Annotated in this window: 27 protein-coding genes; 9 read left to right on the forward strand and 18 right to left on the reverse strand. The window is 60.4% G+C overall.

The features are described 5' to 3' along the window. Positions 1–163: 163 nt before the first annotated feature. Positions 164–1,363 carry a tyrosine--tRNA ligase gene (tyrS, locus tag EJD88_RS07750; protein WP_112192556.1) on the reverse strand — a complete coding sequence of 400 codons (1,200 nt, stop codon included), beginning with the start codon at positions 1,361–1,363 and terminating at the stop codon, positions 164–166. A gap of 209 nt (positions 1,364–1,572) precedes the next feature. On the opposite strand from tyrS, the gene EJD88_RS07755 reads away from it, so the two are divergent. Both EJD88_RS07755 and EJD88_RS07760 read left to right on the forward strand, forming a co-directional pair. Then, positions 1,573–2,991 carry a peptidoglycan DD-metalloendopeptidase family protein gene (locus tag EJD88_RS07755; RefSeq protein ID WP_158877558.1) on the forward strand — a complete coding sequence of 473 codons (1,419 nt, stop codon included), beginning with the start codon at positions 1,573–1,575 and terminating at the stop codon, positions 2,989–2,991. 3 nt (positions 2,992–2,994) lie between these two features. Next, positions 2,995–4,086, forward strand: a complete 1,092-nt coding sequence (locus EJD88_RS07760; RefSeq protein ID WP_158877560.1) for an anhydro-N-acetylmuramic acid kinase — start codon at positions 2,995–2,997, stop codon at positions 4,084–4,086. 67 nt (positions 4,087–4,153) lie between these two features. Here EJD88_RS07760 and erpA read toward each other — a convergent pair whose 3' ends face one another. Together erpA and argC are read right to left on the reverse strand one after the other, a co-directional pair. Next, positions 4,154–4,504: an iron-sulfur cluster insertion protein ErpA gene (erpA, locus tag EJD88_RS07765; protein WP_003176443.1), complete on the reverse strand. Its 351-nt coding sequence runs from the start codon at positions 4,502–4,504 to the stop codon at positions 4,154–4,156. Between the two features lie 165 nt (positions 4,505–4,669). Next, positions 4,670–5,704, reverse strand: coding sequence for an N-acetyl-gamma-glutamyl-phosphate reductase (argC, locus tag EJD88_RS07770; protein ID WP_003210935.1), 1,035 nt, complete (start codon positions 5,702–5,704; stop codon positions 4,670–4,672). A gap of 134 nt (positions 5,705–5,838) precedes the next feature. Between argC and hemJ the strand changes: the two genes are divergently transcribed. From hemJ to coq7, 6 genes are all read left to right on the forward strand, one after another. After that, positions 5,839–6,267, forward strand: coding sequence for a protoporphyrinogen oxidase HemJ (gene hemJ / locus EJD88_RS07775; RefSeq protein ID WP_099585644.1), 429 nt, complete (start codon positions 5,839–5,841; stop codon positions 6,265–6,267). A gap of 24 nt (positions 6,268–6,291) precedes the next feature. Beyond that, positions 6,292–7,254 (forward strand): nitronate monooxygenase family protein, encoded by a 963-nt coding sequence (locus EJD88_RS07780; RefSeq protein ID WP_158877562.1) that lies wholly within the window; start codon positions 6,292–6,294, stop codon positions 7,252–7,254. Positions 7,255–7,323: 69 nt separating this feature from the next. Then, positions 7,324–8,289: a DUF805 domain-containing protein gene (locus tag EJD88_RS07785; RefSeq protein WP_099585646.1), complete on the forward strand. Its 966-nt coding sequence runs from the start codon at positions 7,324–7,326 to the stop codon at positions 8,287–8,289. Between the two features lie 60 nt (positions 8,290–8,349). After that, complete coding sequence (locus tag EJD88_RS07790) at positions 8,350–9,138, forward strand: SDR family oxidoreductase (protein ID WP_150677360.1); 789 nt, start codon at positions 8,350–8,352, stop codon at positions 9,136–9,138. A gap of 46 nt (positions 9,139–9,184) precedes the next feature. After that, positions 9,185–9,523: a histidine triad nucleotide-binding protein gene (locus EJD88_RS07795; protein WP_099585648.1), complete on the forward strand. Its 339-nt coding sequence runs from the start codon at positions 9,185–9,187 to the stop codon at positions 9,521–9,523. Positions 9,524–9,639: 116 nt separating this feature from the next. Beyond that, on the forward strand, positions 9,640–10,287 hold the full coding sequence (gene coq7 / locus EJD88_RS07800) for a 2-polyprenyl-3-methyl-6-methoxy-1,4-benzoquinone monooxygenase (RefSeq protein ID WP_017138087.1): 648 nt from the start codon (positions 9,640–9,642) through the stop codon (positions 10,285–10,287). Between the two features lie 61 nt (positions 10,288–10,348). On the opposite strand, the gene EJD88_RS07805 is transcribed toward coq7, so the two are convergent. Continuing rightward, the gene (locus EJD88_RS07805) at positions 10,349–10,771 is read right to left on the reverse strand and encodes an OsmC family protein (RefSeq protein WP_020295492.1); all 423 of its coding nucleotides are present in this window, start codon (positions 10,769–10,771) and stop codon (positions 10,349–10,351) included. Between the two features lie 245 nt (positions 10,772–11,016). On the opposite strand from EJD88_RS07805, the gene crp reads away from it, so the two are divergent. Continuing rightward, a complete protein-coding gene (crp, locus tag EJD88_RS07810) occupies positions 11,017–11,661 on the forward strand; it encodes a cAMP-activated global transcriptional regulator CRP (RefSeq protein ID WP_099585649.1) in 645 nt (214 codons plus the stop codon). Here the strand turns inward: crp and EJD88_RS07815 are convergent. The 14 genes from EJD88_RS07815 to EJD88_RS07880 form a co-directional block, all read right to left on the reverse strand. Next, on the reverse strand, positions 11,658–12,353 hold the full coding sequence (locus EJD88_RS07815; RefSeq protein ID WP_158877564.1) for a lipoate--protein ligase family protein: 696 nt from the start codon (positions 12,351–12,353) through the stop codon (positions 11,658–11,660). The two genes, crp and EJD88_RS07815, sit on opposite strands and share 4 nt — an antisense overlap. A 144-nt stretch (positions 12,354–12,497) precedes the next feature. Continuing rightward, positions 12,498–13,334: an indole-3-glycerol phosphate synthase TrpC gene (gene trpC / locus EJD88_RS07820; protein ID WP_099585651.1), complete on the reverse strand. Its 837-nt coding sequence runs from the start codon at positions 13,332–13,334 to the stop codon at positions 12,498–12,500. Further along, the gene (trpD, locus tag EJD88_RS07825) at positions 13,331–14,380 is read right to left on the reverse strand and encodes an anthranilate phosphoribosyltransferase (RefSeq protein ID WP_099585652.1); all 1,050 of its coding nucleotides are present in this window, start codon (positions 14,378–14,380) and stop codon (positions 13,331–13,333) included. Before trpD ends, trpC begins: the two co-directional genes overlap by 4 nt. Positions 14,381–14,389: 9 nt before the next feature. Then, the gene (locus tag EJD88_RS07830; RefSeq protein WP_099585653.1) at positions 14,390–14,983 is read right to left on the reverse strand and encodes an aminodeoxychorismate/anthranilate synthase component II; all 594 of its coding nucleotides are present in this window, start codon (positions 14,981–14,983) and stop codon (positions 14,390–14,392) included. Between the two features lie 10 nt (positions 14,984–14,993). Further along, a complete protein-coding gene (gene trpE / locus EJD88_RS07835) occupies positions 14,994–16,475 on the reverse strand; it encodes an anthranilate synthase component I (protein ID WP_158877566.1) in 1,482 nt (493 codons plus the stop codon). Positions 16,476–16,545: 70 nt separating this feature from the next. After that, complete coding sequence (locus tag EJD88_RS07840; RefSeq protein WP_158877568.1) at positions 16,546–17,364, reverse strand: phosphoglycolate phosphatase; 819 nt, start codon at positions 17,362–17,364, stop codon at positions 16,546–16,548. Further along, positions 17,361–18,035, reverse strand: coding sequence for a ribulose-phosphate 3-epimerase (gene rpe, locus EJD88_RS07845; RefSeq protein ID WP_032883842.1), 675 nt, complete (start codon positions 18,033–18,035; stop codon positions 17,361–17,363). The genes EJD88_RS07840 and rpe overlap by 4 nt, the downstream gene beginning before the upstream one ends. A gap of 84 nt (positions 18,036–18,119) precedes the next feature. Then, entirely contained in the window at positions 18,120–19,268 is a 1,149-nt protein-coding gene (locus tag EJD88_RS07850) for an iron-containing alcohol dehydrogenase (protein ID WP_158877570.1), read from the reverse strand. A 154-nt stretch (positions 19,269–19,422) separates the two neighbouring features. Next, entirely contained in the window at positions 19,423–20,247 is an 825-nt protein-coding gene (locus tag EJD88_RS07855) for an ABC transporter permease (protein WP_017739612.1), read from the reverse strand. 12 nt (positions 20,248–20,259) lie between these two features. Beyond that, entirely contained in the window at positions 20,260–21,486 is a 1,227-nt protein-coding gene (locus EJD88_RS07860; RefSeq protein ID WP_099585657.1) for an ABC transporter permease, read from the reverse strand. A gap of 77 nt (positions 21,487–21,563) precedes the next feature. Continuing rightward, complete coding sequence (locus tag EJD88_RS07865) at positions 21,564–22,604, reverse strand: ABC transporter substrate-binding protein (RefSeq protein WP_099585658.1); 1,041 nt, start codon at positions 22,602–22,604, stop codon at positions 21,564–21,566. A 44-nt stretch (positions 22,605–22,648) separates the two neighbouring features. Further along, the gene (locus EJD88_RS07870) at positions 22,649–23,761 is read right to left on the reverse strand and encodes an ABC transporter ATP-binding protein (protein WP_099585659.1); all 1,113 of its coding nucleotides are present in this window, start codon (positions 23,759–23,761) and stop codon (positions 22,649–22,651) included. A 214-nt stretch (positions 23,762–23,975) separates the two neighbouring features. Continuing rightward, on the reverse strand, positions 23,976–24,605 hold the full coding sequence (locus EJD88_RS07875; protein ID WP_032883847.1) for a response regulator transcription factor: 630 nt from the start codon (positions 24,603–24,605) through the stop codon (positions 23,976–23,978). 18 nt (positions 24,606–24,623) lie between these two features. Next, positions 24,624–26,618 (reverse strand): histidine kinase, encoded by a 1,995-nt coding sequence (locus tag EJD88_RS07880; protein ID WP_158877572.1) that lies wholly within the window; start codon positions 26,616–26,618, stop codon positions 24,624–24,626. Position 26,619 lies beyond the last annotated feature (1 nt).

The following is a 26,619-nucleotide window of genomic DNA, read 5'->3' on the forward strand; positions in this document are numbered from 1 at the left end:
AACACCTCTTTTTCAACTTCCTTTTGGCTTCGATGAACTGAAGCAACCCGCTGCCGAAAACTGCGTAACTCATTGTTTACCAAGGAGTTTTCCGTTTCGACTGCGCCGGAAGTGGGGCGAATTATAGACAGATATAATTCGCCGTCAACCCTTAACTTCAACCTTATTCGGATTTGAGCGTAATACGCGCAAACGCCTTCTTCCCCGCCTGGCAAACATGGGTCGCGCCCAGCTCGTATATAAAGGTGCGATCTACCACTTCACCATCTATACGCACACCACCAGAATTCAGAAGGTCGCGCGCTACGGCCGAGTTCTTGACCAGGCCTGCCTTATTAAGGACAGCAGCAATAGGCATAGCCTCGCCAGCAGTCAGCTCGACCTCAGGCAAATCATCCGGCAGTTCGCCATCCTTCATACGATTACCCGCTGCGCGGTGAGCACTGGCCGCAGCCTCCTCACCATGGAAACGCGCAACAATCTCTTCAGCCAGCTTGATCTTCACGTCACGCGGGTTGGCGCCAGCCTCGACATCTGCACGCAACGCATTGATCTCATCCATGGAGCGGAAGCTCAGTAGCTCGAAGTAACGCCACATCAGCGCATCAGGAATGGAGACCAGCTTGCCGTACATCACACCCGGCGCCTCCTGGATACCCACATAGTTACCCAGGGACTTGGACATCTTCTTGACGCCGTCCAACCCTTCCAGCAGCGGCATGGTCAGAATGCACTGCGCCTCCTGCCCATACGCACGCTGAAGCTCACGCCCCATCAGCAGATTGAACTTCTGATCGGTCCCACCCAGCTCCACGTCGGCACGCAATGCCACCGAGTCATAGCCCTGGACCAGCGGATACAGGAACTCGTGAATAGCGATCGGCTGATTGGTGGAGTAGCGCTTATCGAAGTCGTCGCGCTCAAGCATCCGCGCAACAGTGTACTGGGAGGTCAGGCGAATGAAGTCCGCAGGCCCCATCTGGTCCATCCAGGTGGAGTTGAACGCTACTTCGGTCTTAGCCGGATCAAGGATCTTGAACACCTGAGTCTTGTAGGTCTCGGCATTGTCGAGAACCTGCTCGCGGGTCAGCGGCGGGCGCGTCGCACTCTTGCCACTCGGATCGCCGATCATCCCGGTGAAGTCACCTATAAGGAAGATGACCTGATGCCCCAGCTCCTGGAACTGACGCAGCTTATTAATAAGCACGGTGTGACCAAGGTGCAGATCCGGCGCCGTCGGATCGAAGCCAGCCTTAATACGCAGGGGCTGGCCACGCTTGAGCTTTTCGATCAGCTCGGACTCGACCAACAGTTCTTCCGCACCACGTTTTATCAGCGCTAGCTGCTCTTCAACCGACTTCATAACAGACCCGCAAGACTCAGATTCAAAAGGGAACCAACCATACAAGATCAGGGACTAATTACAAGTTTTGCCCTGCGCACGGACACCGTTCAGCAAGCCCAGCGTTCGCGAGCTTGCGCCACAGATGATTTGGTTATATTTTATACAGTTATTTCATCTTCATCATGTCATTCATCTTTTCCATTTCATCTTCAAAGTCAAAATTACCTATGACCACTGAACCGTCTAAAGCGCCGCCGCTTTACCCGAAGACCCACCTGCTCGCTGCAAGTGGTATCGCCGCCCTTCTTAGCCTGGCACTCCTGGTATTTCCTTCCAGTGACGTAGAAGCCAAACGAACATCCCTGAGCCTTGACTTGGAGAGTCCAGTTGAACAACTGACACAAGATCAAGACGCTTCCGACGCTCAACAAGCCACAAATGCCCAGTCTGAATCGCCGTTCGCGCAGATAGAAAACACGCCCGAAGAAACCCAACAGGCCGCTAAGGAAACGCAAAAGCCCCTCGCAGACGCTGCCAAGAATCCTCAGCACCGCGAAGTGATCGTCGCAAAAGGCGATACGCTTTCGACCCTTTTCGAGAAAGTTGGCCTTCCCGCTGCCGCCGTAAACGACGTGCTGGCGAGCGACAAACAAGCCAAGCAGTTCACCCAACTGAAACACGGCCAGAAGCTTGAGTTCGAACTGACGCCCGACGGCCAGTTGAACAACCTGCACAGTAATGTCAGCGACCTCGAAAGCATTTCCCTGACCAAAGGCGCCAAAGGCTTCGCCTTCAATCGCATCACCACCAAACCGGTGATGCGCTCCGCCTACGTTCACGGCGTGATCAACAGTTCACTGTCGCAATCCGCTGCCCGCGCCGGGTTGTCCCATGGCATGACCATGGACATGGCCAGCGTATTTGGCTACGACATCGACTTCGCTCAAGACATCCGCCAGGGTGACGAATTCGACGTAATCTACGAGCAAAAAGTCGCCAACGGCAAAGTGGTCGGCACAGGCAACATCCTCTCCGCACGCTTCACCAACCGCGGCAAGACCTACACCGCCGTGCGTTACACCAATAAACAAGGCAACAGCAGCTACTACACCGCCGATGGCAATAGCATGCGCAAGGCCTTCATCCGGACCCCGGTGGACTTCGCTCGCATTAGCTCGCGCTTCTCGATGGGTCGCAAGCATCCAATTCTGAACAAAATCCGCGCCCACAAAGGCGTCGACTATGCCGCCCCACGCGGTACGCCGATCAAGGCTGCGGGTGATGGCAAGGTCCTGCTGGCCGGCCGTCGCGGTGGTTACGGCAACACCGTGATCATCCAGCACGGCAACACTTACCGTACCTTGTATGGCCACATGCAAGGCTTCGCCAAGGGCGTGAAGACGGGCGGCAACGTGAAGCAGGGCCAAGTGATCGGTTATATCGGCACCACTGGCCTCTCTACCGGACCGCACTTGCACTACGAGTTCCAGGTCAACGGCGTACACGTCGATCCATTGGGTCAGAAACTACCGATGGCCGACCCAATTGCCAAAGCAGAGCGTGCGCGCTTCATGCAACAAAGCCAGCCGCTGATGGCACGCATGGACCAAGAGCGGTCCACCCTGCTGGCTTCGGCGAAGCGTTAAGCCATGCCGCTCTATATAGGCGTGATGTCCGGGACCAGCCTGGATGGCCTGGACATCGCTCTGGTTGAACAGGGCGCGGCAGTCAATCTGATCGCCACGCACTACACACCGATGCCTGACGCCCTGCGCGCAGAGCTGCTGAGCCTGTGCGCCAGCGGCCCGGATGAGATTGCCCGCTCAGCGATCGCCCAGCAGCACTGGGTTACCCTCGCAGCCCAAGGCATTCGTACGCTGCTCGAACAGCAAAACCTCAAGCCTCGGGAAATCCGCGCGATCGGCAGCCATGGCCAGACCATCCGCCACGAACCCGCCCGGGGCTTTACCGTGCAGATCGGCAACCCAGCCCTGCTCACCGAGCTGACGGGCATCACCGTGGTAAGCGACTTCCGCAGCCGCGATGTCGCCGCCGGTGGCCAGGGCGCGCCGCTCGTACCCGCGTTTCATGAAGCATTGTTTGGCGAAAGCACCGGCAATCGTGCGGTACTGAACGTAGGCGGTTTCAGCAACCTCAGCCTGATTGAGACCGGCAAGCCCGTAGCCGGCTTCGACTGCGGCCCGGGCAATGTCTTGCTTGATGCCTGGATTCATCTACAACGCGGCGAACACTTTGATCGCGACGGCCAGTGGGCAGCCAGCGGCAAAGTAGAACCTCAGTTGCTCAACGCACTGCTCAGCGATCCCTTCTTCCTGACCAAAGGCCCAAAAAGCACCGGCCGCGAAGTGTTCAACCTGGGATGGCTGCAACAGCACCTGAGCCGCCTACCAGCCTTCGCCCCACAAGATGTACAGGCGAGCCTGCTGGAATTGACCGCTCTGACCATCGTCGAGTCCCTGCAATCGGCACAACCGCAGACAGAAACGCTCTTGATCTGTGGTGGCGGCGCACATAACACCGCCATGATGAAGCGACTGGCTGCCCTGCTGCCATCTACTCAGGTCAGCAGCACCGCCACTTACGGCGTAGACCCTGACTGGGTCGAAGCCATGGCCTTCGCCTGGCTGGCCCATTGCTGCCTGGAAAGCATTGCCGCCAACCGACCCAGCGTCACTGGCGCACGCGGATTGCGGGTGTTGGGCGCGATCTATCCCGCCTGAATCCCAGACAGCAAAACGCCGCTTGGCCCATGAAAGCCAAGCGGCGTTTTTTTGCATCCACTCTCGATCAGATCGAGAACGAAGACCCACAACCGCAGGTAGTGGTGGCATTAGGGTTCTTGATCACGAAACGCGAACCCTCCAGACCTTCCTGATAATCCACCTCGGCGCCTGCCAAGTACTGGAAACTCATCGGGTCGACAACCAGGCTCACGCCCTCGCGCTCAACGATGGTGTCATCGTCAGCCACATCTTCATCGAAGGTAAAGCCGTACTGAAACCCTGAACAACCGCCGCCCGTAACGAATACGCGCAGCTTCAAGCGATCATTACCCTCTTCATCGACCAGGCTCTTCACCTTGTGCGCAGCACCGTGGGTGAATTGCAAAGCCGTGGGGGTGAAGGATTCAACGCTCATGCTGATAATCTCCCGGCGTAGCGCCGCCATATGCGTAATGGCGGGCATTATCCGCTTCTCCTAGAAAATCGGTCAACTATTGTTACGGTATATCAATGTGCTTCGCCGCCATTAGAAACACAAAAGGCCCGTTCGACGGGCCTTTTGCCTAGCCGCTAAACCGCCTTAAGGCAGCATGCCTGCGTGGGACAAACCCAACTTCTCGTCCAGTCCGAACAGGATGTTCATGTTCTGCACCGCCTGGCCCGACGCGCCTTTGACCAAGTTATCGATCACCGACAGCACCACGACGAGATCACCATCCTGCGGACGATGCACCGCAATCCGGCACACATTGGCGCCGCGCACGCTGCGGGTTTCCGGGTGGCTGCCCGCTGGCATTACGTCGACGAACGGCTCATTGGCGTAGCGCTTTTCAAACAACGCCTGCAGGTCTACCGAACGGTCAACCACGGTTGCGTAAAGCGTGGAATGAATACCACGGATCATCGGCGTCAGGTGCGGCACGAAGGTCAGGCCCACGTCCTTACCGGCAGCACGACGCAGGCCCTGGCGGATTTCCGGCAAATGACGATGCCCTTTTACCGCGTAGGCCTTCATGCTTTCCGACGTCTCGGAGTACAAAGAACCTACCGCCGCACCACGGCCTGCACCGCTGACGCCGGACTTGCAGTCTGCGATCAGGCGCGAAGCATCCGCCAGCCCAGCTTCCAGCAAAGGCAGGAAGCCCAGTTGCGTCGCGGTTGGGTAGCAACCCGGCACCGCAATCAGGCGCGCCTGCTTGATCTGCTCACGATTGACTTCCGGCAGGCCGTACACCGCCTCTTCCAACAACTGAGGCGCGCCGTGTGGCTGACCATACCATTTGGCCCATTCATCGGCATCCTGCAGACGGAAGTCCGCCGACAGGTCGATCACCTTGGTGCCAGCCGCCAGCAACTCACCTGCCAGCGCATGGGCAACACCATGAGGCGTGGCAAAGAACACCACGTCGCAGGCGCCAAGGGTCTTGATGTCCGGAACGCTGAACGCCAGGCCGTCGTAGTGGCCTCGCAGGTTCGGGTACATATCGGCCACGGCCAGGCCGGCCTCGGATCGGGAGGTAATGACCACCACCTCAGCTTGCGGATGCTGAGCCAACAGACGCAGCAATTCGACACCGGTGTAACCCGTGCCGCCGACGATACCGACCTTGACCATAAACCTGCCCTCAACGAACCACTGGAAAGCCGTCGATAATAGGGGCCGTATCGTCCTGCGACAACCGTCAACGTGACGTATGGACGTATGAGCCACTACTATCTCGGCTACCGTGAACCTGGGAATAACTAGAAATGCTCTATCTATGGATCAAAGCCCTCCACATCGTCAGCATCGTCTGCTGGTTTGCAGCGCTGTTCTACCTGCCGCGCCTGTTCGTCTACCACGCCCAAAGCGAAGACACGGTGAGCAAGGAACGTTTCAGCATCATGGAGCGCAAGCTGTACCGCGGCATCATGGGGCCGGCGATGATCGCCAGCCTGGTATTCGGTGGCTGGCTGATCTACCTCAACCCAAGCATCTTTCAGTCCGGCGGCTGGATCCACGCCAAGCTGACCCTGGTCGTGCTGTTGATCGGCTATCACCACATGTGCGGCGCGCAGGTAAAACGCTTCGCCCGTGGCGAAAACACCCGCAGCCATGTCTTTTATCGCTGGTTCAATGAAGTTCCGGTTCTGATATTGCTGGCTATCGTAATTTTGGTCGTGGTCAAACCGTTCTAACTTCAATTACTCGGGGTACCTCCAATGTCGCTGCCCGCTCTGCTTGAACAACGTCTGCGCCTGCCCGTGGTAGTGGCGCCGATGTTCCTGATTTCCAACCCGCAACTGGTCCTGGCCTGCTGTCGCAATGGTGTGGTCGGGAGCTTTCCCGCGCTTAACCAGCGCGAGAGCAGTGGCTTCAAGGCCTGGCTGGAGGAAATTGAAGCGGGCCGGGCGCAACTGGATGACCCCGCTCCGTATGCCGTCAACCTGATCGTGCACAACAGCAACCCGCGCCTGGAGGCGGACCTGGCAATCTGCGTCGAGCACAAGGTGCCGATTGTGATAACCAGTTTGGGCGCGGTAAAAGAGCTGGTAGATGCCGTGCACAGCTATGGCGGCCTGGTGTTTCACGATGTCACTACCCGTCGCCATGCCGAAAAAGCCGCTGAGGCGGGTGTAGATGGCCTGATTGCCGTGGCTGCGGGTGCCGGCGGCCATGCCGGTACCTGGAGCCCGTTCTCACTGATTGCCGAGATTCGCCAGTTCTTCGACAAAACCCTGCTGCTGGCTGGGTGCCTCAATCACGGGCACCAGATCCTCGCCGCACAATTGCTGGGTGCGGACCTGGCGTATTTCGGCACACGTTTTATCGGTACCACCGAAAGCCACGCCCCAGATGCTTATAAAGAGATGCTGCTCACATCGCGCGCTGCCGACATCGTGCACACTCCCGCAGTCTCCGGCGTTCCCGCTAGCTTTATGCGCCAAAGCCTGGAAAATGCCGGGTTCGACCTCGCTGCCCTGCAAGGCAAAGGCGAAGTCAACTTCGGTTCCAAGCTCAAGCCGCTGGGCGACGAAGCCAAGGCGTGGAAGACCGTATGGTCCGCCGGCCAAGGCGTCGGTGAGATTGATGATTTGCCCAGCGTCGATGAACTCGTTGCCCGCCTGGATGCCGAATACCGCAAGGCGCGCGAGCAGGCCGCACAATTGCGCTGGCCACGCTGACCCAACCGACAGGCCTGCCGATTGAGCGGGCCTGCACCTCCTACCTGAATAAGTGACAAGGAAGCCTGCATGAGCGACAACCGCTTCAAGATTGTGTTTGATGGAGCCTTGCTCCCGGGCGTCGAAAGCACCACGGCCAAGCTGAACCTGGCTGAGCTGTTCAAGAGCACCGTCGAGGACATCGAGAAACTCTTCACCGGTCGCCCGGTCGCACTCAAACGTGACCTGTCACGCCCCGATGCCGAAACCTACCTCACCGCGCTGAAAAATGCCGGCGTGGATGCACGCATCGAAGCTGAACAGCCCGTGGCCTTCAGCCTCGCCGAAACCCACGAGACAAGCTCTGGTGCGACAGACTTCGCTAGCCCAGCCGCTTCACCGTACGCGCCTCCGCGTTCTGCCGTGGGTGACAGCCTCCCGGAATACGCCACGCTGAAGATCTTCACGATCAATGGCCGTATTGGCCGCCTGCGGTATCTGGCCTGGACGCTGGTACTGACCGTCGCAATGCTCGTCGCAGCAGGCATCCTCAGTACTGTGGGCTTCGCCATCGCGACCGCGTCGCCGACGATAGCCATCATTGTTGGCTCGCTGCTCGGCTTCGCACTGTTCGTTGCGGTTATGGTCGTGAGTGTGCAAATCGGCGTGCAGCGCCTGCACGACCTCGGCTGGTCTGGCTGGCTGTACCTGCTTAACCTCGTGCCGCTGGTCAACAGCATTTTCCCGCTGTTGCTGCTGGTCGTGCCAGGTAACTCGGGGGCCAACCAGTACGGCGCGCCGCCACCGCGCAACTCCACTGCGGTGAAGGTCCTGGCGTCCCTGTGGCTGGCATTCATTCCGCTGATGCTCATCATCGTGGTGTCGCTGGGCATGAACGGCTACCTGGACCAACTCGAAACGAACGTGGACAGCAGCTACGAAAGCAGCTCCATCACGTCCGATGAAGACGCCGATCAAAGTGTCATCGTTGATGAAGAAGACGCCCAAAGTGCTGACGAAGCGGCCGAACCTGTAGACTCTGCTGAAGAACAGTAAAGAAACGCCCCCATCCGTGATGCCTCCATCATCGATGGGGGCGTTGCGATGGAGAAAGGCATGACCCGTTACGCTCTGATCACCGGTGCCTCCAGCGGCATTGGCCTGGCCTTGGCCGAAGCACTGGCCCGTCGCGGCCGCAGCTTGATTCTGGTGGCCCGCCAGCGTGATCAGTTGGAAAGCATTGCACTCGAATTGACTCAACGCTTCGGCGTCGAGGTGCTGTTTCGTGCCTGTGACCTGGGCGAGCCGCTGCGCTTGTCCGGGTTCCTGCTGGAGCTTGAAGAAGGCGAGCGGCAGATCGATTTGCTGGTCAACTGCGCCGGCATCGGCACCAGCGGGCCATTCCTGGCCCAGGACTGGATGACCGAGCAAGACCTGATTGAAGTCAACATCCTCGCCCTCACCCGCATGTGTCACGCCCTGGGCAATACCATGGCGTTGCAAGGCGGCGGGCAGATTCTCAACGTCGCATCGATTGCCGCCTTCCAACCCGGCCCGTGGATGAGCAGCTACTACGCCAGTAAAGCCTATGTGCTGCACTTCTCCGAGGGGTTACGTGAAGAACTGAAGACCTGTGGCATCAAGGTCTCGGTCCTTTGCCCCGGCCCTACGCGCACCGCATTTTTCGGCACGGCGCAAATGGACATCGCCAAACTCGATCGCAGCGAACAACTGATGAGCCCGGAAGAGGTCGCGCTCTACACCGTGCGCGCATTGGAAAAGAACAAAGCCATCATCATCCCTGGCCGCCGCAATCGCTGGCTGGCGTTCAGTCCACGTTTCAGCCCGCGCTGGCTGACTCGCAAGATCGCCGGTGCAATCAACAAAGCCTATTGCCCACGCTGACCGGCTGAGTACACTCCCCCTGCACTTTCATAATGGAGAAACAGCTGTGGATACTCTGTTCACCAAGATCATCAACAGAGAAATACCCGCGAAGATCATCTACGAAGATGATCAGGTCCTCGCCTTCCACGATATTGCCCCACAGGCACCTGTGCATTTTCTGGTGATCCCGAAGAAGCCGATCCGTACGCTCAATGACCTCACGCAAGACGACAAGGCACTGGCCGGGCACATCCTGTTCACCGCCCAGCGCCTGGCCCTTGAACTTGGCTGCGAGGATGGTTTCCGCGTCGTCATGAACTGCAATGAAAAGGGCGGCCAGACCGTCTATCACATCCATATGCATGTGCTGGGTCAGCGCCAGATGAACTGGCCGCCGGGCTGACAGGCCTCTGAAACGGATCGCAGCACGGTGCTGCGACCCCATGCCCTTGACTCAGCGCAAACGCTTCGCCCTCTCTTGCGGTAAACTGGCCGCCGAGATTCTTCCCGGAGGTCAGCATGACTACCCAACGTCACTACTCGCCGATTGATCGCCTGTTGCTGCAAGCCGATATGGCCATGCGCACGCTGCTGCCCTTCAGCGGCCAACCGTACCGTCCGTCGCCCGCCATTGTGCAGCCCGACGCGCAGATGAGTGAGACAGACACGCGTCATGTCGCCGGCTTGATGCGCATCAACCATACCGGCGAAGTCTGTGCCCAGGCGTTGTACCAAGGCCAGGCCCTGACCGCCAAGCTGCCGCAGGTACGCGCAGCCATGGAGCATGCGGCCGAGGAAGAAATCGACCACCTGGCCTGGTGCGAGCAACGCATTCGCCAACTGGGCAGCCACCCCAGCGTGCTCAACCCACTGTTTTACGGTTTGTCGTTCGGCATCGGCGCTGCTGCCGGGTTGATCAGCGACAAGGTCAGCCTGGGCTTTGTCGCCGCGACCGAACATCAAGTGTGCAAGCACCTGGATGAACACCTGGAACAACTGCCGGCCGAAGACGAAAAGTCCCGGGCCATTCTTGAGCAGATGCGTATCGATGAAGAACACCACGCTGAAAGCGCCCTGGATGCCGGCGGTTTCCGCTTCCCGGCGCCGGTGCGGTTCGGCATGAGCGTGCTGGCCAAGGTCATGACAAAAAGCACCTACCGTATCTGACCCAACCTGCAGCCGAAAAAAAGGGCGCTTTCAAAGCGCCCTTTTCTTTTGCCATTGGCGATCAACCCAACTCGACAATCTCGTAGTCGTGGGTAATGGCCACACCAGCCGCGCCGAGCATGATCGACGCCGAGCAGTACTTCTCTGCCGACAGTTCGATAGCACGTTTGACCTGGGCCTCCTTCAGCCCCCGGCCCTTCACCACGAAGTGCATATGGATCTTGGTGAACACCTTGGGATCTTCAGTGGCGCGCTCGGCTTCCAGGAACGCTTCGCAGCTTTCCACGGCCTGGCGGGATTTTTTCAGGATGCTGACCACGTCGAAATTGCTGCAACCGCCCACGCCCAGCAGGAGCATTTCCATCGGACGTACGCCCAGGTTGCGGCCACCGGCTTCCGGCGGGCCATCCATGACCACTACATGGCCACTGCCCGACTCACCGAGGAACATGGCTTCGCCCGCCCATTGGATGCGTGCCTTCATCGCCCAGACTCCACTGCTAAAAAAGGGTCGCCAGCTTAGCACAGGGCCCGAGCGCGGCAGCGTTTCCCGTCAATGTGATCAATAACAGGGCTTACTCGGTAAATTGGCTAATCGAGTCAGAATGTGTCTGTTAAGCTGGCGCCAAATGAGTGGCGTATTGCCACCCTTTATACAGCGTGTATCAATGCCGATACCGCTGAGTACAACAACTCCAACCACCTCGCGCTGCCTTTCGGGATACAACCATGGTTGCTCTGACGCCCATACCCAAGATCAAGAATCTCGACAAGCTGCTGATGCACTGCCAGCGCCGGCGCTACCCGGCCAAGCACAACATCATCTGCGCCGGCGAGCGCTCCGAAACGCTGTTCTTCATTATCAAAGGCTCCGTCACCATCCTGATCGAGGATGAAGACGGCCGCGAGATGATCATCGCCTACCTGAACACCGGGGATTTCTTCGGGGAGCTGGGGCTGTTTGAACAAGCGGGCAAGGAACAGGAGCGCAGCGCCTGGGTGCGGGCCAAGGTCGAGTGTGAAGTGGCCGAGATCAGTTACACCAAATTTCGCGAGCTGGCCCAACACGATCCCGACATTCTGTACGCCCTCAGCGGCCAAATCGCCCAACGCCTGCGCGACACGACGCGCAAAGTCGGCGACTTGGCATTCTTCGACGTCACCGGTCGCGTGGCCCGTTGCCTGCTGGAGCTGTGCAAGCAGCCCGATGCAATGACTCACCCGGACGGCATGCAGATCAAAGTTACACGCCAGGAAATCGGGCGCATTGTCGGCTGTTCACGGGAGATGGTCGGCCGTGTGCTCAAGGATCTGGAAGAGCGCAACCTGGTGCACGTCAAAGGCAAGACAATGGTGGTGTTCGGTACCCGCTAAACCGGCAGGAAGCTGGTCAGCATCTGACGGTACAAGGTATCCAACCGGCTGATGGCATCCGGCGCGGGGAACGCTTCGTGCAATGCGATATGGCTGTCGGCACGAACCCGCTGGTCGAGGCCGCACGCCTGGTTGAAGCGGTTGACCGCCGCGATCAACGCTTCGCGATGGTTATCCAGCAGCAAAGCGCCGTGTACCAACCCCACCGGGCGGCCACCGCTTTGCCGCCAGCGCTGGGCAGTGCCGACCATTTTGCGGCCATCGAGATTGACGTTGTAGCGACCGTCGCAGAATGCCCCGTCGATCTCACCCACGGAAGCCTTGCCGCCCAGCTCGGTCAGCACATCACAGATCGGCTGGCACAGACGCTGATAACCGGTTTCGATGCGGCCTTGATCGCCTTCGCTGCGGGGCGGCGCGTACACCAGCGCAATATTGACCGTAGCACTCGACTGCGGCACCGGCTCTCCGCCGGTTTCGCGCAGTAGCACGGGCCAACCAGCATCCGCGGACACGCGACTGGCGGCATCGAAAGCGGGCAGTCGACTCAAGCGACGTGGCATCACCAATGCCTGATCGCTGGGTTGCCAGAACAGCAGCCCATATTCCAGCTCACCGGCGCAAACCGCACCCAACAAGTCTTGCTCAGCAGCAAGCCCTGCTTCGACGGTCATCATCATGGGCTGAGTCATCAAACACCTACCTCTCTGCATAAACACAAAACCCAATGTGGGAGGGGGCTTGCCCCCGATAGCGGAGTGTCAGCCGACTGATTCATCAACTGACAGAATGCCATCGGGGGCAAGCCCCCTCCCACATTGTGATCGCATTTCACATCAATCGAGCGTGGAACCGCTGACCGCCACACCACGCTCCGGGAAGAACAGACGCTGCAGTTCCGCCCCCGGGTTCTCGGCACGCATAAAGGTTTCGCCCACCAGGAACGAGTACACGCCGCTGATTTCCATCAGCTCCACATCGGCGCGGTTGACGATGCCACTCTCGGTAATCACCAGGCGGTCACGCGGGATACGCGGCAGCAGGTCGAGGGTGTTTTCCAGGCTGACTTCGAAGGTATGCAGGTTACGGTTGTTGACCCCGACCAGCGGCGTGTCGAGGGTTTTCAACGCCCGCTCCAGCTCGTCGCCGTCGTGCACTTCCACCAGCACATCCAGGCCGACGCTTTTGGCTACAGCCGCGAGTTCGGCCATCTTCACGTCATCCAGTGCGGAAACGATCAGCAGCACGCAGTCGGCGCCCAAGGCACGGGCTTCGACGATCTGGTACGGGTCGACCATGAAGTCCTTGCGGATCACCGGCAACTTGCACGCCGCCCGGGCCTGTTGCAGGAACAAATCGGAACCCTGGAAATAATCAATGTCGGTCAGTACGGACAGGCATGTCGCCCCGCCCTTTTCATAGCTGACCGCGATTTCCGCTGGCACGAAGTGCTCGCGAATCACACCTTTGCTCGGCGAAGCCTTCTTGATCTCGGCGATCACCGCCGGGTGCTTGAGCTTGGCCTGGGCGATCAGCGCATCGGCAAATCCACGTGGTGCATCAGCGGCTTTCGCTTGGGCTTCCAGCTCAGCCAGGCTCACGCGGGCACGGCGCTCGGCGACTTCTTCGGCCTTGCGGGCGAGGATTTTTTCCAGAACAGTCGGAACACTCATCCTTCATTCTCCATCTTGAATACGGCGGTGAATGCTCCCAGTTCTTCAAGCTTCTCGCGAGCCAGACCGGTGTGCAGCGCATCGTGGGCCAATTCGACACCTTCCTTAAGACTATAGGCGTGGTCGGCCGCGTAAAGTGCCGCGCCAGCATTCAGAACAATCATTTCCGCAGCTTTTTGACCGTTCTCAGTCTTGCGCCGCCCCAGGGCATCACGGATCAGCTCCAGCGACGCCGCCGGGCTTTCCACCGCCAGGCCATGCAGGCTCTGACTCTTCATGCCCAGGTCTTCAGGCTCGACCCAGTATTCGGTGATCTGGTCATTCTTCAGTTCCGCCACAAAGGTCGGCGCGGCGAGGCTGAATTCATCCAGGCCATCTTTGGAATGCACCACCAGCACATGTTTGCTGCCCATGCGTTGCAGTACTTCAGCCAATGGTTTGCACAGCGCCTGGCTGAACACGCCCACCACCTGGTGCTTCACACCGGCCGGATTCGTAAGCGGGCCGAGCATGTTGAACAGGGTGCGCAGGCCCAGGTCTTTACGCGGGCCGGCGGCGTGTTTCATCGCGCCGTGGTGGGACTGGGCAAACATAAAGCCGATGCCGACGTTGTCGATGCAACGCGCCACTTGCACCGGCGTCAGGTTCAGGTAGATCCCGGCCGCTTCCAGCAGGTCGGCACTGCCGCTCTTGCCGGACACCGCACGGTTACCGTGTTTGGCCACGGTGCAACCGGCCGCCGCCACCACAAAGGAGGACGCGGTCGACACGTTGAAAATATTTGCACCATCGCCGCCGGTGCCGACCACGTCGACCACGCCATCGAGGGTCTTGAGCTCAACCTTGTCCGCCAGCTCGCGCATCACCGAGACGGCGCCGACGATCTCGTCGATGCTTTCGCTCTTCATGCGCATCGCCATCATGAACGCGCCGATCTGCGCGTCGGTGCATTGGCCGGTCATGATCTCGCGCATCACATCGCTCATTTCAGCGGTGCTCAGGTCCAGATGGCCGACGATACGGCTCAGGGCAGTCTTGATATCCATGGAAAGTCCTTAGCGCGTGCCGCCGCTCTGCTTGAGAAAGTTGGCGAACAGCTCGTGGCCCTGCTCGGTCAGGATCGATTCAGGGTGAAATTGCACCCCTTCGATGTTCAGTGTCTTGTGACGCAGGCCCATGATCTCATCGACCGAGCCGTCTTCCAGCTGGGTCCAGGCGGTCAGTTCCAGGCATTCGGGCAGGGTTTCACGCTTGACCACCAGCGAGTGGTAGCGGGTCACCGTCAAGGGATTGTTCAGGGCCTGGAATACGCCCAGCTCTTTGTGGAACACCGGGCTGGTCTTGCCGTGCATCACCTGGCGCGCACGCACCACGTCACCGCCAAAAGCCTGGCCGATGGATTGGTGGCCCAGGCATACGCCCAGGATCGGCAGTTTGCCGGCGAAATACTGGATGGCTTCAAGGGAGATGCCCGCCTCGGTCGGCGTGCACGGGCCTGGCGAAACCACGATGCGCTCGGGGTTCAGCGCCGCGATCTCGGCCACGGTCAGTTCGTCGTTGCGCACCACCTTGACCTCGGCACCCAACTCGCCCAGGTACTGCACAACGTTGTAAGTAAAGGAATCGTAGTTATCAATCATCAGCAACATGGGGCAAACCTCAGGAATTGGGGGTCTGTTCAGCCAGCGCAACAGCGCGGAACATCGCACGGCGCTTGTTCAGGGTTTCTTCCCATTCGAGGGCCGGCACCGAGTCGGCGACAATCCCGCCACCGGCCTGCACATGCAGCTCCCCGTCCTTGATCACTGCCGTGCGGATCGCAATGGCAGTGTCCATGTTGCCGTTCCAGGCGAAATACCCCACGGCGCCGCCGTAGACACCCCGCTTGACCGGTTCCAGTTCGTCGATGATTTCCATCGCGCGAATCTTCGGCGCGCCCGACAAGGTGCCCGCCGGCAGAATCGCTCGCAACGCATCCATTGCAGTCAAGCCAGCCTTCAGCTCGCCCGTGACGTTGGACACGATGTGCATAACATTGGAGTAACGCTCGATGACCATCTTCTCGGTGAGCTTCACCGAGCCGATTTCCGAGACGCGCCCGGTGTCGTTGCGGCCCAGGTCGATCAGCATCAAATGCTCGGCGATTTCCTTGTCGTCGCTGAGCAGGTCTTCTTCCAGCGCCAGATCGGCTTCTTCGGTCGCGCCACGTGGGCGCGTACCGGCAATCGGGCGCACGGTGATCAGGTTGTCTTCGACGCGCACCAGTACTTCCGGCGAACTGCCTACAACGTGGAAGTCGCCAAAGTTGAAGAAGTACATGTATGGCGTCGGGTTGAAGCAGCGCAGCGCACGGTACAGGTCGATGGGTGCAGCCTTGAAGTCGATGGACATGCGCTGCGACGGCACCACCTGCATGCAGTCACCGGCGAGGATGTATTCCTTGATGGTGTCGACGGCGCGCTCGTAGTCATCCTGGGTAAAACTTGAGCGGAACAACGGATCGCTCGCCGGCGGGCGGCTGAGGTCCAGGCCGCGACGCGGGGTGATCGGCTGGCGCAGTTTTTCCAGCAGGGCTTGCAGGCTGGCCTGGCCTTGTTCGAACGCATCTTCGCGGGACGGATCGGCCAGGACGATGGCGTGCATCTTGCCGGCGAGGTTGTCGAACACCACCACCGCGTCAGACACCATCAGCAGAATATCCGGCACGCCCAGCGGATCCGGGTTCGGGCATTTGCCCAGGCGTTTTTCCACATAGCGCACGCAGTCGTAGCCGAAATACCCGACCAACCCGCCATTGAAGCGCGGCAGGCCAGCAATGGTCGGCACGTTGTAGCGCGCCTTGAAGGTTTCGACAAAGGCCAGCGGGTCTTCCACGTCATGGCTTTCGATCTCGACGCCGTCATGGGTGATGCTCACATGATGATCGTGTACCCGCATCACGGTGCGGCACGGCAGGCCGATGATCGAATAACGGCCCCATTTCTCACCGCCCTGTACCGATTCCAACAGATAGGAATTGGGCTCGTCGGCCAGTTTCAGGTAGATCGACAGCGGCGTGTCGAAGTCGGCCAGGGTTTCGCAGGCCAGGGGAATACGGTTATAGCCGGCAGCGGCCAAACGCAGGAATTCTTCGCGATTCATGAGGTGCCTCGTGGTGTGAGGGTCTAACAGTCAGGTATGCAAACGTGCCGCAGGGCGCGGCCAGGATCAGTCAGGCGCGCCAACGCCAGCGGGCCAGGGCCTTGATGACTTTCATCCAGAGTTTGCGAGTGACCACCACGATGGGATTTCCAGAAGGGGACGGATCGGTATCGGGCAACGTTATCTCAGCGCCCGCTCCCAAGCAACCGGGGATTAGCAGTCGCAGGTCATCAATCACCAGCGCTGGCGACTCTTCGGCAATCGGCCGGCCATGGTTATAGCCGTAGCTCAGGGCGACACACTGCACGCCCGCAGCTTTTGCCGCCAGCACATCCGTGCGCGAATCGCCGACAAACAACGACTGGGACGCCGGGATATTGGCCATTTTCATCACGAAAAACAGCGCCGCCGGGTCAGGTTTCTTCTGCGGCAAGGTATCGCCGCCGATGATCCAGCGGAAATACCGGCCGATTTTCATCTGGTCCAACAGCGGCGCAACGAAACGCTCCGGCTTGTTGGTGATCAGGGCCATTTCCACGCCCTGCTTGTGCAGCCATTTGAGGGTGTCGCGCACGCCGGGATAAACCACGGTCAGTTCATGGCCGTCTTCATAGGCAGCATTGAACAGTTCCAGGGCATGCTCGGCCTCCACCTCATCGACGCCTTCGGGGTCGATGTTGTTGGCCAGGGCCCGGCGTACCAGCATATGCACGCCGTTACCTACCCAGTTACGCACGGATCCCAGGCCCGCAGGCGGGCGTCCGAGTTTGAGCAGCATCTGGTCCACCGCCGCCGCCAAGTCAGGCACCGAATCGATCAACGTACCGTCCAGATCGAACATCACCAACCGTGGCAGTTTGCCGGGGAACAGCTGCTCAAAGCCGCTCATGGACGTGCCAGCGCCAGTTCTGCACGCATCTTGTCGATCACTTCCTGGTAGTTCGGCGCGTTGAAGATCGCCGAACCGGCCACGAACGTGTCGGCACCGGCCGCTGCGATTTCACGGATATTGTTGACGTTGACCCCACCGTCGATTTCCAGGCGGATATCACGGCCCGAGGCGTCGATCAGCGCGCGGGCTTCGCGCAGTTTGTCGAGGGTGCCGGGAATGAACTTCTGTCCGCCAAAGCCTGGGTTGACGCTCATCAGCAGCACCATGTCGACCTTGTCCATCACGTACTTGAGTACATCCAGCGGGGTCGCCGGGTTGAACACCAGGCCCGCCTTGCAGCCACCTTCGCGGATCAATTGCAGGGTGCGGTCGACGTGCAGCGAGGCTTCCGGATGAAAGGTGATGTAGGTCGCGCCGGCCTCAATGAAGTCGCCGATGATGCGATCCACCGGGCTGACCATCAGGTGCGCATCGATCGGCGCGGTGACGCCGTATTTGCGCAACGCCGCACAGACCATCGGGCCGATGGTCAGGTTGGGCACGTAATGGTTGTCCATGACATCGAAGTGCACGAAGTCGGCACCGGCGGCCAACACGTTATCCACTTCCTCACCCAGTCGGGCGAAATCGGCGGAGAGAATCGATGGGGCAATAACGAAGGGCTGCATGACGCACCTTTTCTGAGCTAAATCACGATGGCGCGCATTGTATACCTCATGCTTTGCTGCGCGCACCGTGACCTAGCTCAATGGCTAGTACGCGGCCCGGTAGATTTTCTCGATATCCGCCACGCTGAGCTTGCGCGGGTTGTTGCGCATCAGCCGTTCGATCCCGACGGCTTCCGCCGCCATGGTCGCAATTGCGCTTTCGGGAATCCCGAAACTGTGAAGCCCGGCCGGGATCTCGACCGCAGCACACAGTCGCGTCATCGCCTCGACCGCCTGGTCGGCCGCGTCATTGGCACTCAACCCCGTGATGTTCACGCCCATGGCCTGGGCAATGTCCTGCATACGCTCGACACACGCGAGCTTGTTCCAGTGCATCACATAGGGCAGCAACAGCGCGTTACTTACGCCATGGGCAATGTTGAAGCGCCCACCCAGCGGATACGCCAACGCATGTACCGCGCCCACCCCGGCGTTGCCGAAAGCCATGCCGGCCATCAGGCTGGCAGTGGCCATGTCGTCGCGGGCCTGCAAGTTGGCCGGGTTGGCGTAGGCCTTGGGCAGCGCCTTGGCGATCAGCTTGATGGCGCCGATGGCCAAGGCGTCGGTGATCGGCGAAGCATTCAGCGACAGATAGGACTCAACGGCATGCACCAGCGCATCCACACCACTGGCAGCGGTGACGCTACGCGGGCAGGTCAGGGTCATTTGCGGGCTGATCAGCGCCACGTCCGGCAACAAGTAGTCGCTGACGATGCCCTTCTTGAGCTGCGCGGCCTTGTCGGAGAGGATCGCTACATTGGTCACCTCCGAGCCGGTGCCGGCCGTAGTCGGGATGGCGATCAGCGGCGGGCCCTTGCGCGGTACCTGGTCGACACCAAACAAGTCAGCCAGGGCGCCGTGGTAACCGGCGTAGGCGGCCACGCTTTTGGCAATGTCGATGGCGCTGCCGCCACCCAACCCGATCAAGCCGTCGTGGCCGCCGTCGCGGTAGGCCTGCATGCAGTCTTCGACAATGGCGATTTCCGGGTCGGGCAGCACGCGGTCGAAAATCTCATAGGGGCGGTCGCCCAAATGTTCGAGCGCCAACGCCACGGTGCCGGATTTGACCAGCACGGCGTCGGTCACGATCAGCGGGTTATCCACGTCCAGGCGCGTGAGTTCAAAGGCCAGTTGTTCGATGGCGCCAGCGCCGGTCAGGAGTTTGTGGGCGATCTTGAATGAGGAAATACTCATATGCGCGGCCTCTTATTCGGAAATGGGCTGGCACAAGAGTAGCTGACCGAAACAGGTTGTCTTCCATTCAGCAGCTGAATGGTCTTTGTGGTTCAACACACAACCCTTGTGGGAGGGGGCAAACCCGCTCCCACATTGTGATCTGCGCTGCGCTTTAGACCTGGGCAGTACGCAGTTTCTCGCTACGGCCGCGCAGCCATTCCAGGGTCAGCAACAGCAACACCGAGAACGCAATCAACAAGGTCGCCGCTGCGGCAATGGTGGGGCTGAGGTTTTCGCGGATACCGCTGAACATCTGCCGTGGCAGGGTCGCTTGCTCCGGGCCGGCAAGGAACAGCGTCACCACCACCTCGTCGAACGAGGTCGCGAACGCAAACAGCGCCCCGGATATCACCCCCGGTGCAATCAACGGCAAGGTCACCCGACGAAATGCGGTGAGTGGCGAAGCCCCCAGACTGGCCGCCGCACGCACCAGATTGTGGTTGAACCCCTGCAATGTCGCCGACACCGTGATGATCACAAACGGCACGCCCAACACCGCGTGCACCACGATCAGCGAGAAGAAACTGTTACCCAAGCCCAGCGGCGCAAAGAACAGGTAGCTGGCCACGCCGATGATCACCACCGGCACCACCATCGGCGAAATCACCAGGGCCATCACCAGCGCCTTGCCAGGGAAATTGCCACGGGTCAGGCCAATTGCCGCCAGGGTACCGAACACCATCGCCAATACCGTGGCTGCCGGGGCGACGATGATGCTGTTCTTCAGCGCACGCATCCACTCGGCCGAGGCGAAGAAATCCTGGTACCAGTGCAGCGAGAAGCCCTGCAACGGGTACACCAGGAAACTGCCGCTGTTGAACGACAGCGGGATGATGACCAGCACCGGCAGGATCAGGAACAGCAGGATCAAGCCGCAGAGGATCCGCAAGCTGTAGAACCAAACCCGCTCAACGGGCGACATGTAAGGGCTCAGCATCGCAAGGTCTCCTCAGCTCAGGCGCAGGCGGCTGGCGCCGACCAGACGGTTGTAGATCAGGTACAGCACCACGGTCGCCAGCAGCAGCAAGCCGCCCAACGCCGTCGCCATGCCCCAGTTGATGCTGGTGTTGGTGTAGAAGGCCACGAAGTAGCTGACCATCTGGTCGTTCGGGCTGCCCAGCAAGGCCGGGGTGATGTAGTAACCAATCGCCAGGATGAACACCAACAGGCAACCGGCGCCCACACCGGCGTAGGTCTGCGGGAAGTACACCCGCCAGAAACTGGCAAACGGGTGGCAGCCCAGGGAAATAGCGGCACGCATGTAGGTCGGCGAGATGCCTTTCATCACGCTGTAGATGGGCAGGATCATGAACGGCAACAGAATGTGCACCATGGAGATGTAGACCCCGGTGCGGTTGAACACCAACTCCAGGGGCTTATCGATCAATCCCATGCCCATCAGCGCGCTGTTGATCAGGCCGCCGGACTGCAACAGCACGATCCACGCCGCCACTCGCACCAGGATCGAGGTCCAGAACGGCAGCAACACCAGGATCATCAGCAGGTTGCTTTTACGCGCCGGCAGGTTGGCCAGCAGATACGCCAGGGGATAGGCCAGCAACAGGCAGATCACGGTGATCACCAGGCCCATCCAGAAGGTGCGGGCGAAGATGTCCAGGTAGATCGCCTGGTCCGGGGTGGCCGGGGCCACCTCGCCGAGGTCGTCGATACGGTGATCCACGGCCGCCAGCAGATAGAACGGGGTCAGGCTGCTGGTATTGCGCCGGATCGCCTGCCAGTACGCCGGGTCGCCCCAGCGTTCGTCGAGGGTTTCCAGCGCTTCTTTATAAGAGGCCGGCGCTTCGGTAAACGGCAGCGCCCGCGCGGTTTTGGTCAGCAGGCTGCGATAGCCGGCCAGTTCCATGTTCAAGCGTTTGGACAGATCGCCCAGGGTCTGGTTTTTACGCGCCTCGCCCAAGTCCTCACTGAGGGCCTGGTACACCGGCTCGCCGGGCAGGCCACGGCCGTCCCAGGCAGTCACCGCCACCACGGTACGCGGCAAACCGCCCACCACTTCCGGGTTGCCGACGCTTTTAAACAACAGCGCGACGATCGGCACCAGGAACACCAGCAGCAAAAACAGCACCAGCGGCGCAATCAAGGCCTGGGCCTTCCAGCGATTGAGCCGCTCGGCACGCGCCAGACGCTGCTTGAGGGTGGGGATGGCGATGGCCATGGCAAACTCCGGATCTTGAAGATAAATGCAGATCTCCTGTGGGAGGGGGCTTGCCCCCCCACAGAGGTTAGGCGGTGTTATTTAGCAGCCCAGGAATTGAAGCGCTGCTCCAGTTGCTCACCGTTATCCGCCCAGAAGCTCACGTCGATCTGCACCTGGTTGGCGATGTTCTCTGGCGTGGTCGGCATGTCCTTGAGGATGTCTTTGGCCAGCAACGGTACGGCTTGGGTGTTGGCCGGGCCGTAGGCGATGTTTTCCGAGTAGGTCTTCTGCTGCTGCGGCGCGACCGAGAAGGCGATGAATTTCTTCGCCGCTTCGGCACGATCCTTGGCCAGGCCTTTTGGAATGGCCCACGCGTCGAAGTCGTAGATACCGCCGTTCCACACCACTTTCAGGTTGCTTTCTTTCTGCACGGCAGCGATGCGGCCGTTGTAGGCCGAGCTCATCACTACGTCACCCGAGGCGAGGTACTGCGGCGGTTGTGCGCCGGCTTCCCACCACTGGATCGACGGCTTGAGTTCGTCGAGTTTCTTGAAGGCACGGTCCTGACCATCTTTGCCGGCCAGCACTTTGTACACATCCTTCGGCGCTACGCCATCGGCCATCAACGCGAATTCCAGGGTGTACTTGGCGCCTTTACGCAGGCCGCGCTTGCCCGGGAATTTCTTGGTGTCCCAGAAATCCGCCCAGCTGGTTGGCGCAGAAGCCAGTTTGTCGGCGTTGTACGCCAGCACCGTCGACCACACGAAGAAACCCACGCCGCACGGCTGGATCGCGCCCTTCACGTAGTTGGCGCTGTCGCCGAACAGTTTCGGGTCGAGCGGCTCGAACATGTCTTCGTCGCAACCGCGGGACAGTTCCGGCGATTCCACTTCGACCAGGTCCCAGGACACGCTCTTGGTGTCGACCATGGCTTTGACCTTGGCCATTTCACCGTTGTACTCACCGGCGACGATCTTGCCGTTGCCAGCGCTTTCCCACGGTGCGTAGAAGGCCTTGACCTGAGCCGCCTTATTCGCGCCGCCGAAGGACACGACCGTCAGGTCGGGGCCCGCCATGGCCTGTGTCGCGCCCATCAAGCTCAATGCCAGAACGGAATACTTCAAGGAACTCAACATTGTTGTTCTCTCCACGTGCAGGGTTGGTGAAGCCATGGGGGCGATCAATTCGCCTCTAGAAGTGGGTCGAGTGCGCGAACGTGCTCGACTTGCCAGCCAATCGGTACCACGTCGCCGACCGCCAGGGCTGGGTCCAGCTCGGCAATCGGTTGTTTCACAAAAAAATCGGCCTTGCCGCAGACTTCCAGGCGCACACGCACGTGGTCGCCCAGGTAGATGAATTCCGCCACCCGCCCGGAGAAGCGGTTGACGCAGCTTTCGCTGGAGCCATTGAGGCTGACCCGTTCCGGACGTACCGACAGCGTGACCGGGCCACCGATCTGGCCGACGTTGATCGCCAGCGCTTCGACCTTCTCGCCCCGCGCCAACTCGACTACGCAGCGGTCACCGGTATGGCTGTGCAAACGGCCATTGAGGCGGTTGTTCTCGCCGATGAAATTGGCGACAAAAGTGTTCTTCGGTTCTTCATACAGGGTGCGCGGCGGGGCGATCTGCTGGATCTCGCCCTGGTGGAACACCGCCACTCGGTCGGACATGGTCAGGGCTTCACCCTGGTCGTGGGTCACGTACACCACGGTCACGCCGAGGCGTTGGTGCAGGTGCTTGATCTCCATCTGCATGTGTTCGCGCAGTTGTTTGTCGAGGGCGCCGAGGGGTTCATCCATCAGCACCAATTGCGGTTCGAACACCAGCGCACGGGCCAGGGCCACACGCTGTTGCTGGCCCCCAGACAGTTGTGCCGGGTAGCGCTGGGCGAAGGCGTCGAGCTGGACCATGCTCAGCACACGCTTGACCCGCTCGCTGACGTCGGTCTTGCTCAAACCGCGTACAGACAAGGGAAACGCCAGGTTCTCGGCCACGGTCATGTGTGGGAACAGCGCGTAGTTCTGGAACACCATGCCGATGTCGCGCTTGTGCGGCGGCACGTTGTTGATGGAACGCCCGGCCAGCTGGATTTCACCGGCGGTCGGCGTTTCAAAGCCCGCGAGCATCATCAGGCTGGTGGTCTTGCCCGAACCGGAAGGCCCGAGCAAGGTGAGGAACTCGCCCTTGCGAATTTCCAGGTTGAGGTCTTTGACGATCAGGTTCTCGCCGTCGTAGCTCTTCTGCACGCCACGAAAGCTGACCAGCACATCATTTGAATCCACCTCGCTCATACCCGCACCTTTGTGTTTTGGACTGCTGTGGCACAAGCGTAGTCCAGGCGCGAGGCCCCGGAAATCGGGGGCCAGGAGAGAATTGCATCAGCCGGATGGAAGGTTGGGGGTAGGGATTGCCCTACACGGATGGCGGGAATGGAACAGTGCTGTGGTGCGAAGCGCCGGGCATCGCGTCAGCGCGGTTTAAAGCAGGTCGCAAACAGGCATGTCGTCACAACAGCTTGTGTTCCATGGCGTACTTCACCAGTTCAGCCAGGGAGGTGATGTTGAGCTTTTGCATCAATCGCGCCTTGTGGGTGCTGATGGTCTTGCTGCTCAGCGCCAGCTGCTGGGCGATGTCATTGACGTTGGCGCCTTGAGCCAGACGCTCGAACACCGAAAACTCACGTTCCGAGAGCAGCGAGTGCAACGGCCGGGCATCGGTGAGGCCGACTTCGAAGACCATACGGTCCGCCAAATCCGGATCGATGTAGCGCCCGCCCGCCGCGACCTTGCGAATCGCCGTGAGCAACAGCGCCGGGTCGCTGTCCTTGGTCGCGTAACCAGCGGCGCCGACCTTCAGGGCGCGGGCAGCCATTTGCGCTTCATCGTGCATCGACAGCACCAGGATCGCCGGCGGGTTGCTCAATGCACGGATCCGGGCAATGGCTTCCAGGCCGTTGACGCCGGGCATCGAGATATCCAGCAACACCACCTCGCACGGCACGTGGCGTAAGGTCTCCAGCAACTGCTCGCCATTGCTCGCCTCCCCCACCACCAGCAGGTCTTTGGCCAGGCCGATCAGTTGCTTGATGCCTTCACGAACAATGGTGTGGTCTTCGGCTACCAGTACACGGATCACAGGAATTTCCTCTTGGTGTTATGCATCCAGCGGCACCGTCACACTCAGGGTAGTGCCCTCCCCCAACTCGCTGTGCAGGCTCAATTGCCCGCCCATGATCAACACGCGCTCGCGCATACCGACTAGGCCAAACGATACCGCACGGCCTTCAGGCTGGACGAAACCGACCCCGTCGTCGCTGATGGTCAGCCGCAAATCCGTGCCTTCTATGGCCAGGGTCAGCTCCACAGTATGCGCCTGGGCATGGCGCATCACGTTGGTCAGCGCTTCCTGAAGGATACGAAACAGGCCGATGGCCTTGGCGTCGCTCAGGGCCGGCAGGTTATCCGGCACCTGAACCAGGCAGGGAATCTGCGTGCGCGCTTCGAAGCGTCGGGCCTGCCATTCAATCGCGGAGGCGATGCCGGCGTCGAGAATCGGTGGGCGCAGCGCCGTCGCGACGTCCCGCACCAGTTGGAACAGTTGAGCGATCAGGCGCTTCATGCTGTTCAAGCGCTCGTGCAGGCCGGGGTCCAGTTGCGCATAGGCCAACTCGCACATGGAGGTTTCCAGCTTGAGCACGGTGAGCATCTGCCCGAGCTCATCGTGAACCTCCCGGGCGATGCGGGCTTTTTCTTCTTCGCGCACGGTTTCCAGGTGGGCCGAGAGTTCGCGCAGTTGCGCTTCACTTTGCATCAACGCGGCCAGCGTGCGGCGCAACTCGGTGACATCGTTCAGGTAGACCACCAGGTACTCGGCCTCGGCAAACCGCAGAAAGCTCAAGGACACGTTGGCCGGCAGGATGCTGCCGTCGGCGCGTAAACAATCAGTGGCGAAGTTCTGCGGCCCCTCTTCGCTGGCTCGTGCGCGCTTCCACAGGTTGAGCCAACGGTCCATGTCCAGGGTCGGGTCGAGGTCGACGAGCGGGCGCTCGATCAGCGCACCCGGGGCGTAACCGAGCATGCTTTCGGCGGCGTGGTTGGCGTAGCGCACATGGCTGTCCCAATTGACCCATAGGATGCCGACGGTGCTTTGGTCGATGGAAAACTGCGTCAACCGCAGCGCTTGCGCACCCGCGGCGCGGGCGGCGCTTTCTTCCCGCGCAGCCAGCAGTCCATGTTCGAGCACGCGTTGCTGGCGGCGCTGCCAGAACACGGTCGCCAGACTGGCGAGCAGCAGCAGGCTCAGCAACAGGCTGAGGTTCTGCCACAGCCCAGGCGACTCCGATAACCGTGGGTATTTGGGTTGCAGCCAACGGCTGTGCAGTTGATCCAGGTCGCGGGCGGGGATAGCGGCCAGGGCACTTTCCATGATGCCCGCCAGTTCGGGCCAATCCCTGCGCGTGGCCACCCGCAGCAATTGCGGCAGACCGATGTCCCCCACCACCGCCAGGCCGGCGAACTCGGCCTCGCCAGACAGTCGGCTCAATTGCGCTTCATCCACCACGGCATAACGTGCCTGCTGGCTGACCAACAACTGCAAGGCCTGCCGCTCAATGGGCACGCCTTGCAGGTTGAGGCTCGGATAAGTGCTGCGCAGGTAATCGGCCACCGCGCTGGGCATGCGCACGGCAACGCGGGACTGATCGTCGAGTTTTTCCAGCTCCACCGCACCGCCGCCCTCGCGGACGCCGACGATATGCTGGGGCACACGCATATAGGGGTCGCTGAATAACCACAGGCGCAAACCAGCCGGGGTTTGTTGCAGGCCGGGGGCGATGTCCACTTCGTCATCGCGGACGGCGGCTTCCAGTTGCTCCTGGTTAGGGAAGTTGCGCCAGGTCAGCTCGATATTCAGCGCCTTGGCCAGCGATTGCATCAACTCCACATTGGCCCCGGACAAGCGCTGCAGGCGCCGGTCGTACTGCGCGTAGGGCACTTGCAGCACCACGCCCACCCGCAACTCCGGGTGCCGGGCCAGCCATTCGCGCTGCTGCGCAGTGAGCTGCGCCTGCGGGGCGGCAGGCGCGGGGGAGGCGTTTGCGATCAAGGCGACGCACAAACAGCCGATAACCAGCAGACAGCGAAAACCCATG

It is taken from the genome of Pseudomonas sp. PB105, assembly GCF_009764655.1.
GTDB classification, from domain to species: Bacteria; Pseudomonadota; Gammaproteobacteria; order Pseudomonadales; family Pseudomonadaceae; genus Aquipseudomonas; species Aquipseudomonas cyclaminis.

Excerpts from the sequence above, each read along its gene's own strand:
- tyrS (WP_112192556.1), bottom strand. The coding sequence starts at position 1,363 with ATGAAGTCGGTTGAAGAGCAGCTAGCGCTGATAAAACGTGGTGCGGAA.
- EJD88_RS07755 (WP_158877558.1), top strand. The coding sequence starts at position 1,573 with ATGACCACTGAACCGTCTAAAGCGCCGCCGCTTTACCCGAAGACCCAC.
- EJD88_RS07760 (WP_158877560.1), top strand. The coding sequence starts at position 2,995 with ATGCCGCTCTATATAGGCGTGATGTCCGGGACCAGCCTGGATGGCCTG.
- erpA (WP_003176443.1), bottom strand. The coding sequence starts at position 4,504 with ATGAGCGTTGAATCCTTCACCCCCACGGCTTTGCAATTCACCCACGGT.
- argC (WP_003210935.1), bottom strand. The coding sequence starts at position 5,704 with ATGGTCAAGGTCGGTATCGTCGGCGGCACGGGTTACACCGGTGTCGAA.
- hemJ (WP_099585644.1), top strand. The coding sequence starts at position 5,839 with ATGCTCTATCTATGGATCAAAGCCCTCCACATCGTCAGCATCGTCTGC.
- EJD88_RS07780 (WP_158877562.1), top strand. The coding sequence starts at position 6,292 with ATGTCGCTGCCCGCTCTGCTTGAACAACGTCTGCGCCTGCCCGTGGTA.
- EJD88_RS07785 (WP_099585646.1), top strand. The coding sequence starts at position 7,324 with ATGAGCGACAACCGCTTCAAGATTGTGTTTGATGGAGCCTTGCTCCCG.
- EJD88_RS07790 (WP_150677360.1), top strand. The coding sequence starts at position 8,350 with ATGACCCGTTACGCTCTGATCACCGGTGCCTCCAGCGGCATTGGCCTG.
- coq7 (WP_017138087.1), top strand. The coding sequence starts at position 9,640 with ATGACTACCCAACGTCACTACTCGCCGATTGATCGCCTGTTGCTGCAA.
- EJD88_RS07805 (WP_020295492.1), bottom strand. The coding sequence starts at position 10,771 with ATGAAGGCACGCATCCAATGGGCGGGCGAAGCCATGTTCCTCGGTGAG.
- crp (WP_099585649.1), top strand. The coding sequence starts at position 11,017 with ATGGTTGCTCTGACGCCCATACCCAAGATCAAGAATCTCGACAAGCTG.
- EJD88_RS07815 (WP_158877564.1), bottom strand. The coding sequence starts at position 12,353 with ATGACTCAGCCCATGATGATGACCGTCGAAGCAGGGCTTGCTGCTGAG.
- trpC (WP_099585651.1), bottom strand. The coding sequence starts at position 13,334 with ATGAGTGTTCCGACTGTTCTGGAAAAAATCCTCGCCCGCAAGGCCGAA.
- trpD (WP_099585652.1), bottom strand. The coding sequence starts at position 14,380 with ATGGATATCAAGACTGCCCTGAGCCGTATCGTCGGCCATCTGGACCTG.
- EJD88_RS07830 (WP_099585653.1), bottom strand. The coding sequence starts at position 14,983 with ATGTTGCTGATGATTGATAACTACGATTCCTTTACTTACAACGTTGTG.
- trpE (WP_158877566.1), bottom strand. The coding sequence starts at position 16,475 with ATGAATCGCGAAGAATTCCTGCGTTTGGCCGCTGCCGGCTATAACCGT.
- EJD88_RS07840 (WP_158877568.1), bottom strand. The coding sequence starts at position 17,364 with ATGAGCGGCTTTGAGCAGCTGTTCCCCGGCAAACTGCCACGGTTGGTG.
- rpe (WP_032883842.1), bottom strand. The coding sequence starts at position 18,035 with ATGCAGCCCTTCGTTATTGCCCCATCGATTCTCTCCGCCGATTTCGCC.
- EJD88_RS07850 (WP_158877570.1), bottom strand. The coding sequence starts at position 19,268 with ATGAGTATTTCCTCATTCAAGATCGCCCACAAACTCCTGACCGGCGCT.
- EJD88_RS07855 (WP_017739612.1), bottom strand. The coding sequence starts at position 20,247 with ATGCTGAGCCCTTACATGTCGCCCGTTGAGCGGGTTTGGTTCTACAGC.
- EJD88_RS07860 (WP_099585657.1), bottom strand. The coding sequence starts at position 21,486 with ATGGCCATCGCCATCCCCACCCTCAAGCAGCGTCTGGCGCGTGCCGAG.
- EJD88_RS07865 (WP_099585658.1), bottom strand. The coding sequence starts at position 22,604 with ATGTTGAGTTCCTTGAAGTATTCCGTTCTGGCATTGAGCTTGATGGGC.
- EJD88_RS07870 (WP_099585659.1), bottom strand. The coding sequence starts at position 23,761 with ATGAGCGAGGTGGATTCAAATGATGTGCTGGTCAGCTTTCGTGGCGTG.
- EJD88_RS07880 (WP_158877572.1), bottom strand. The coding sequence starts at position 26,618 with ATGGGTTTTCGCTGTCTGCTGGTTATCGGCTGTTTGTGCGTCGCCTTG.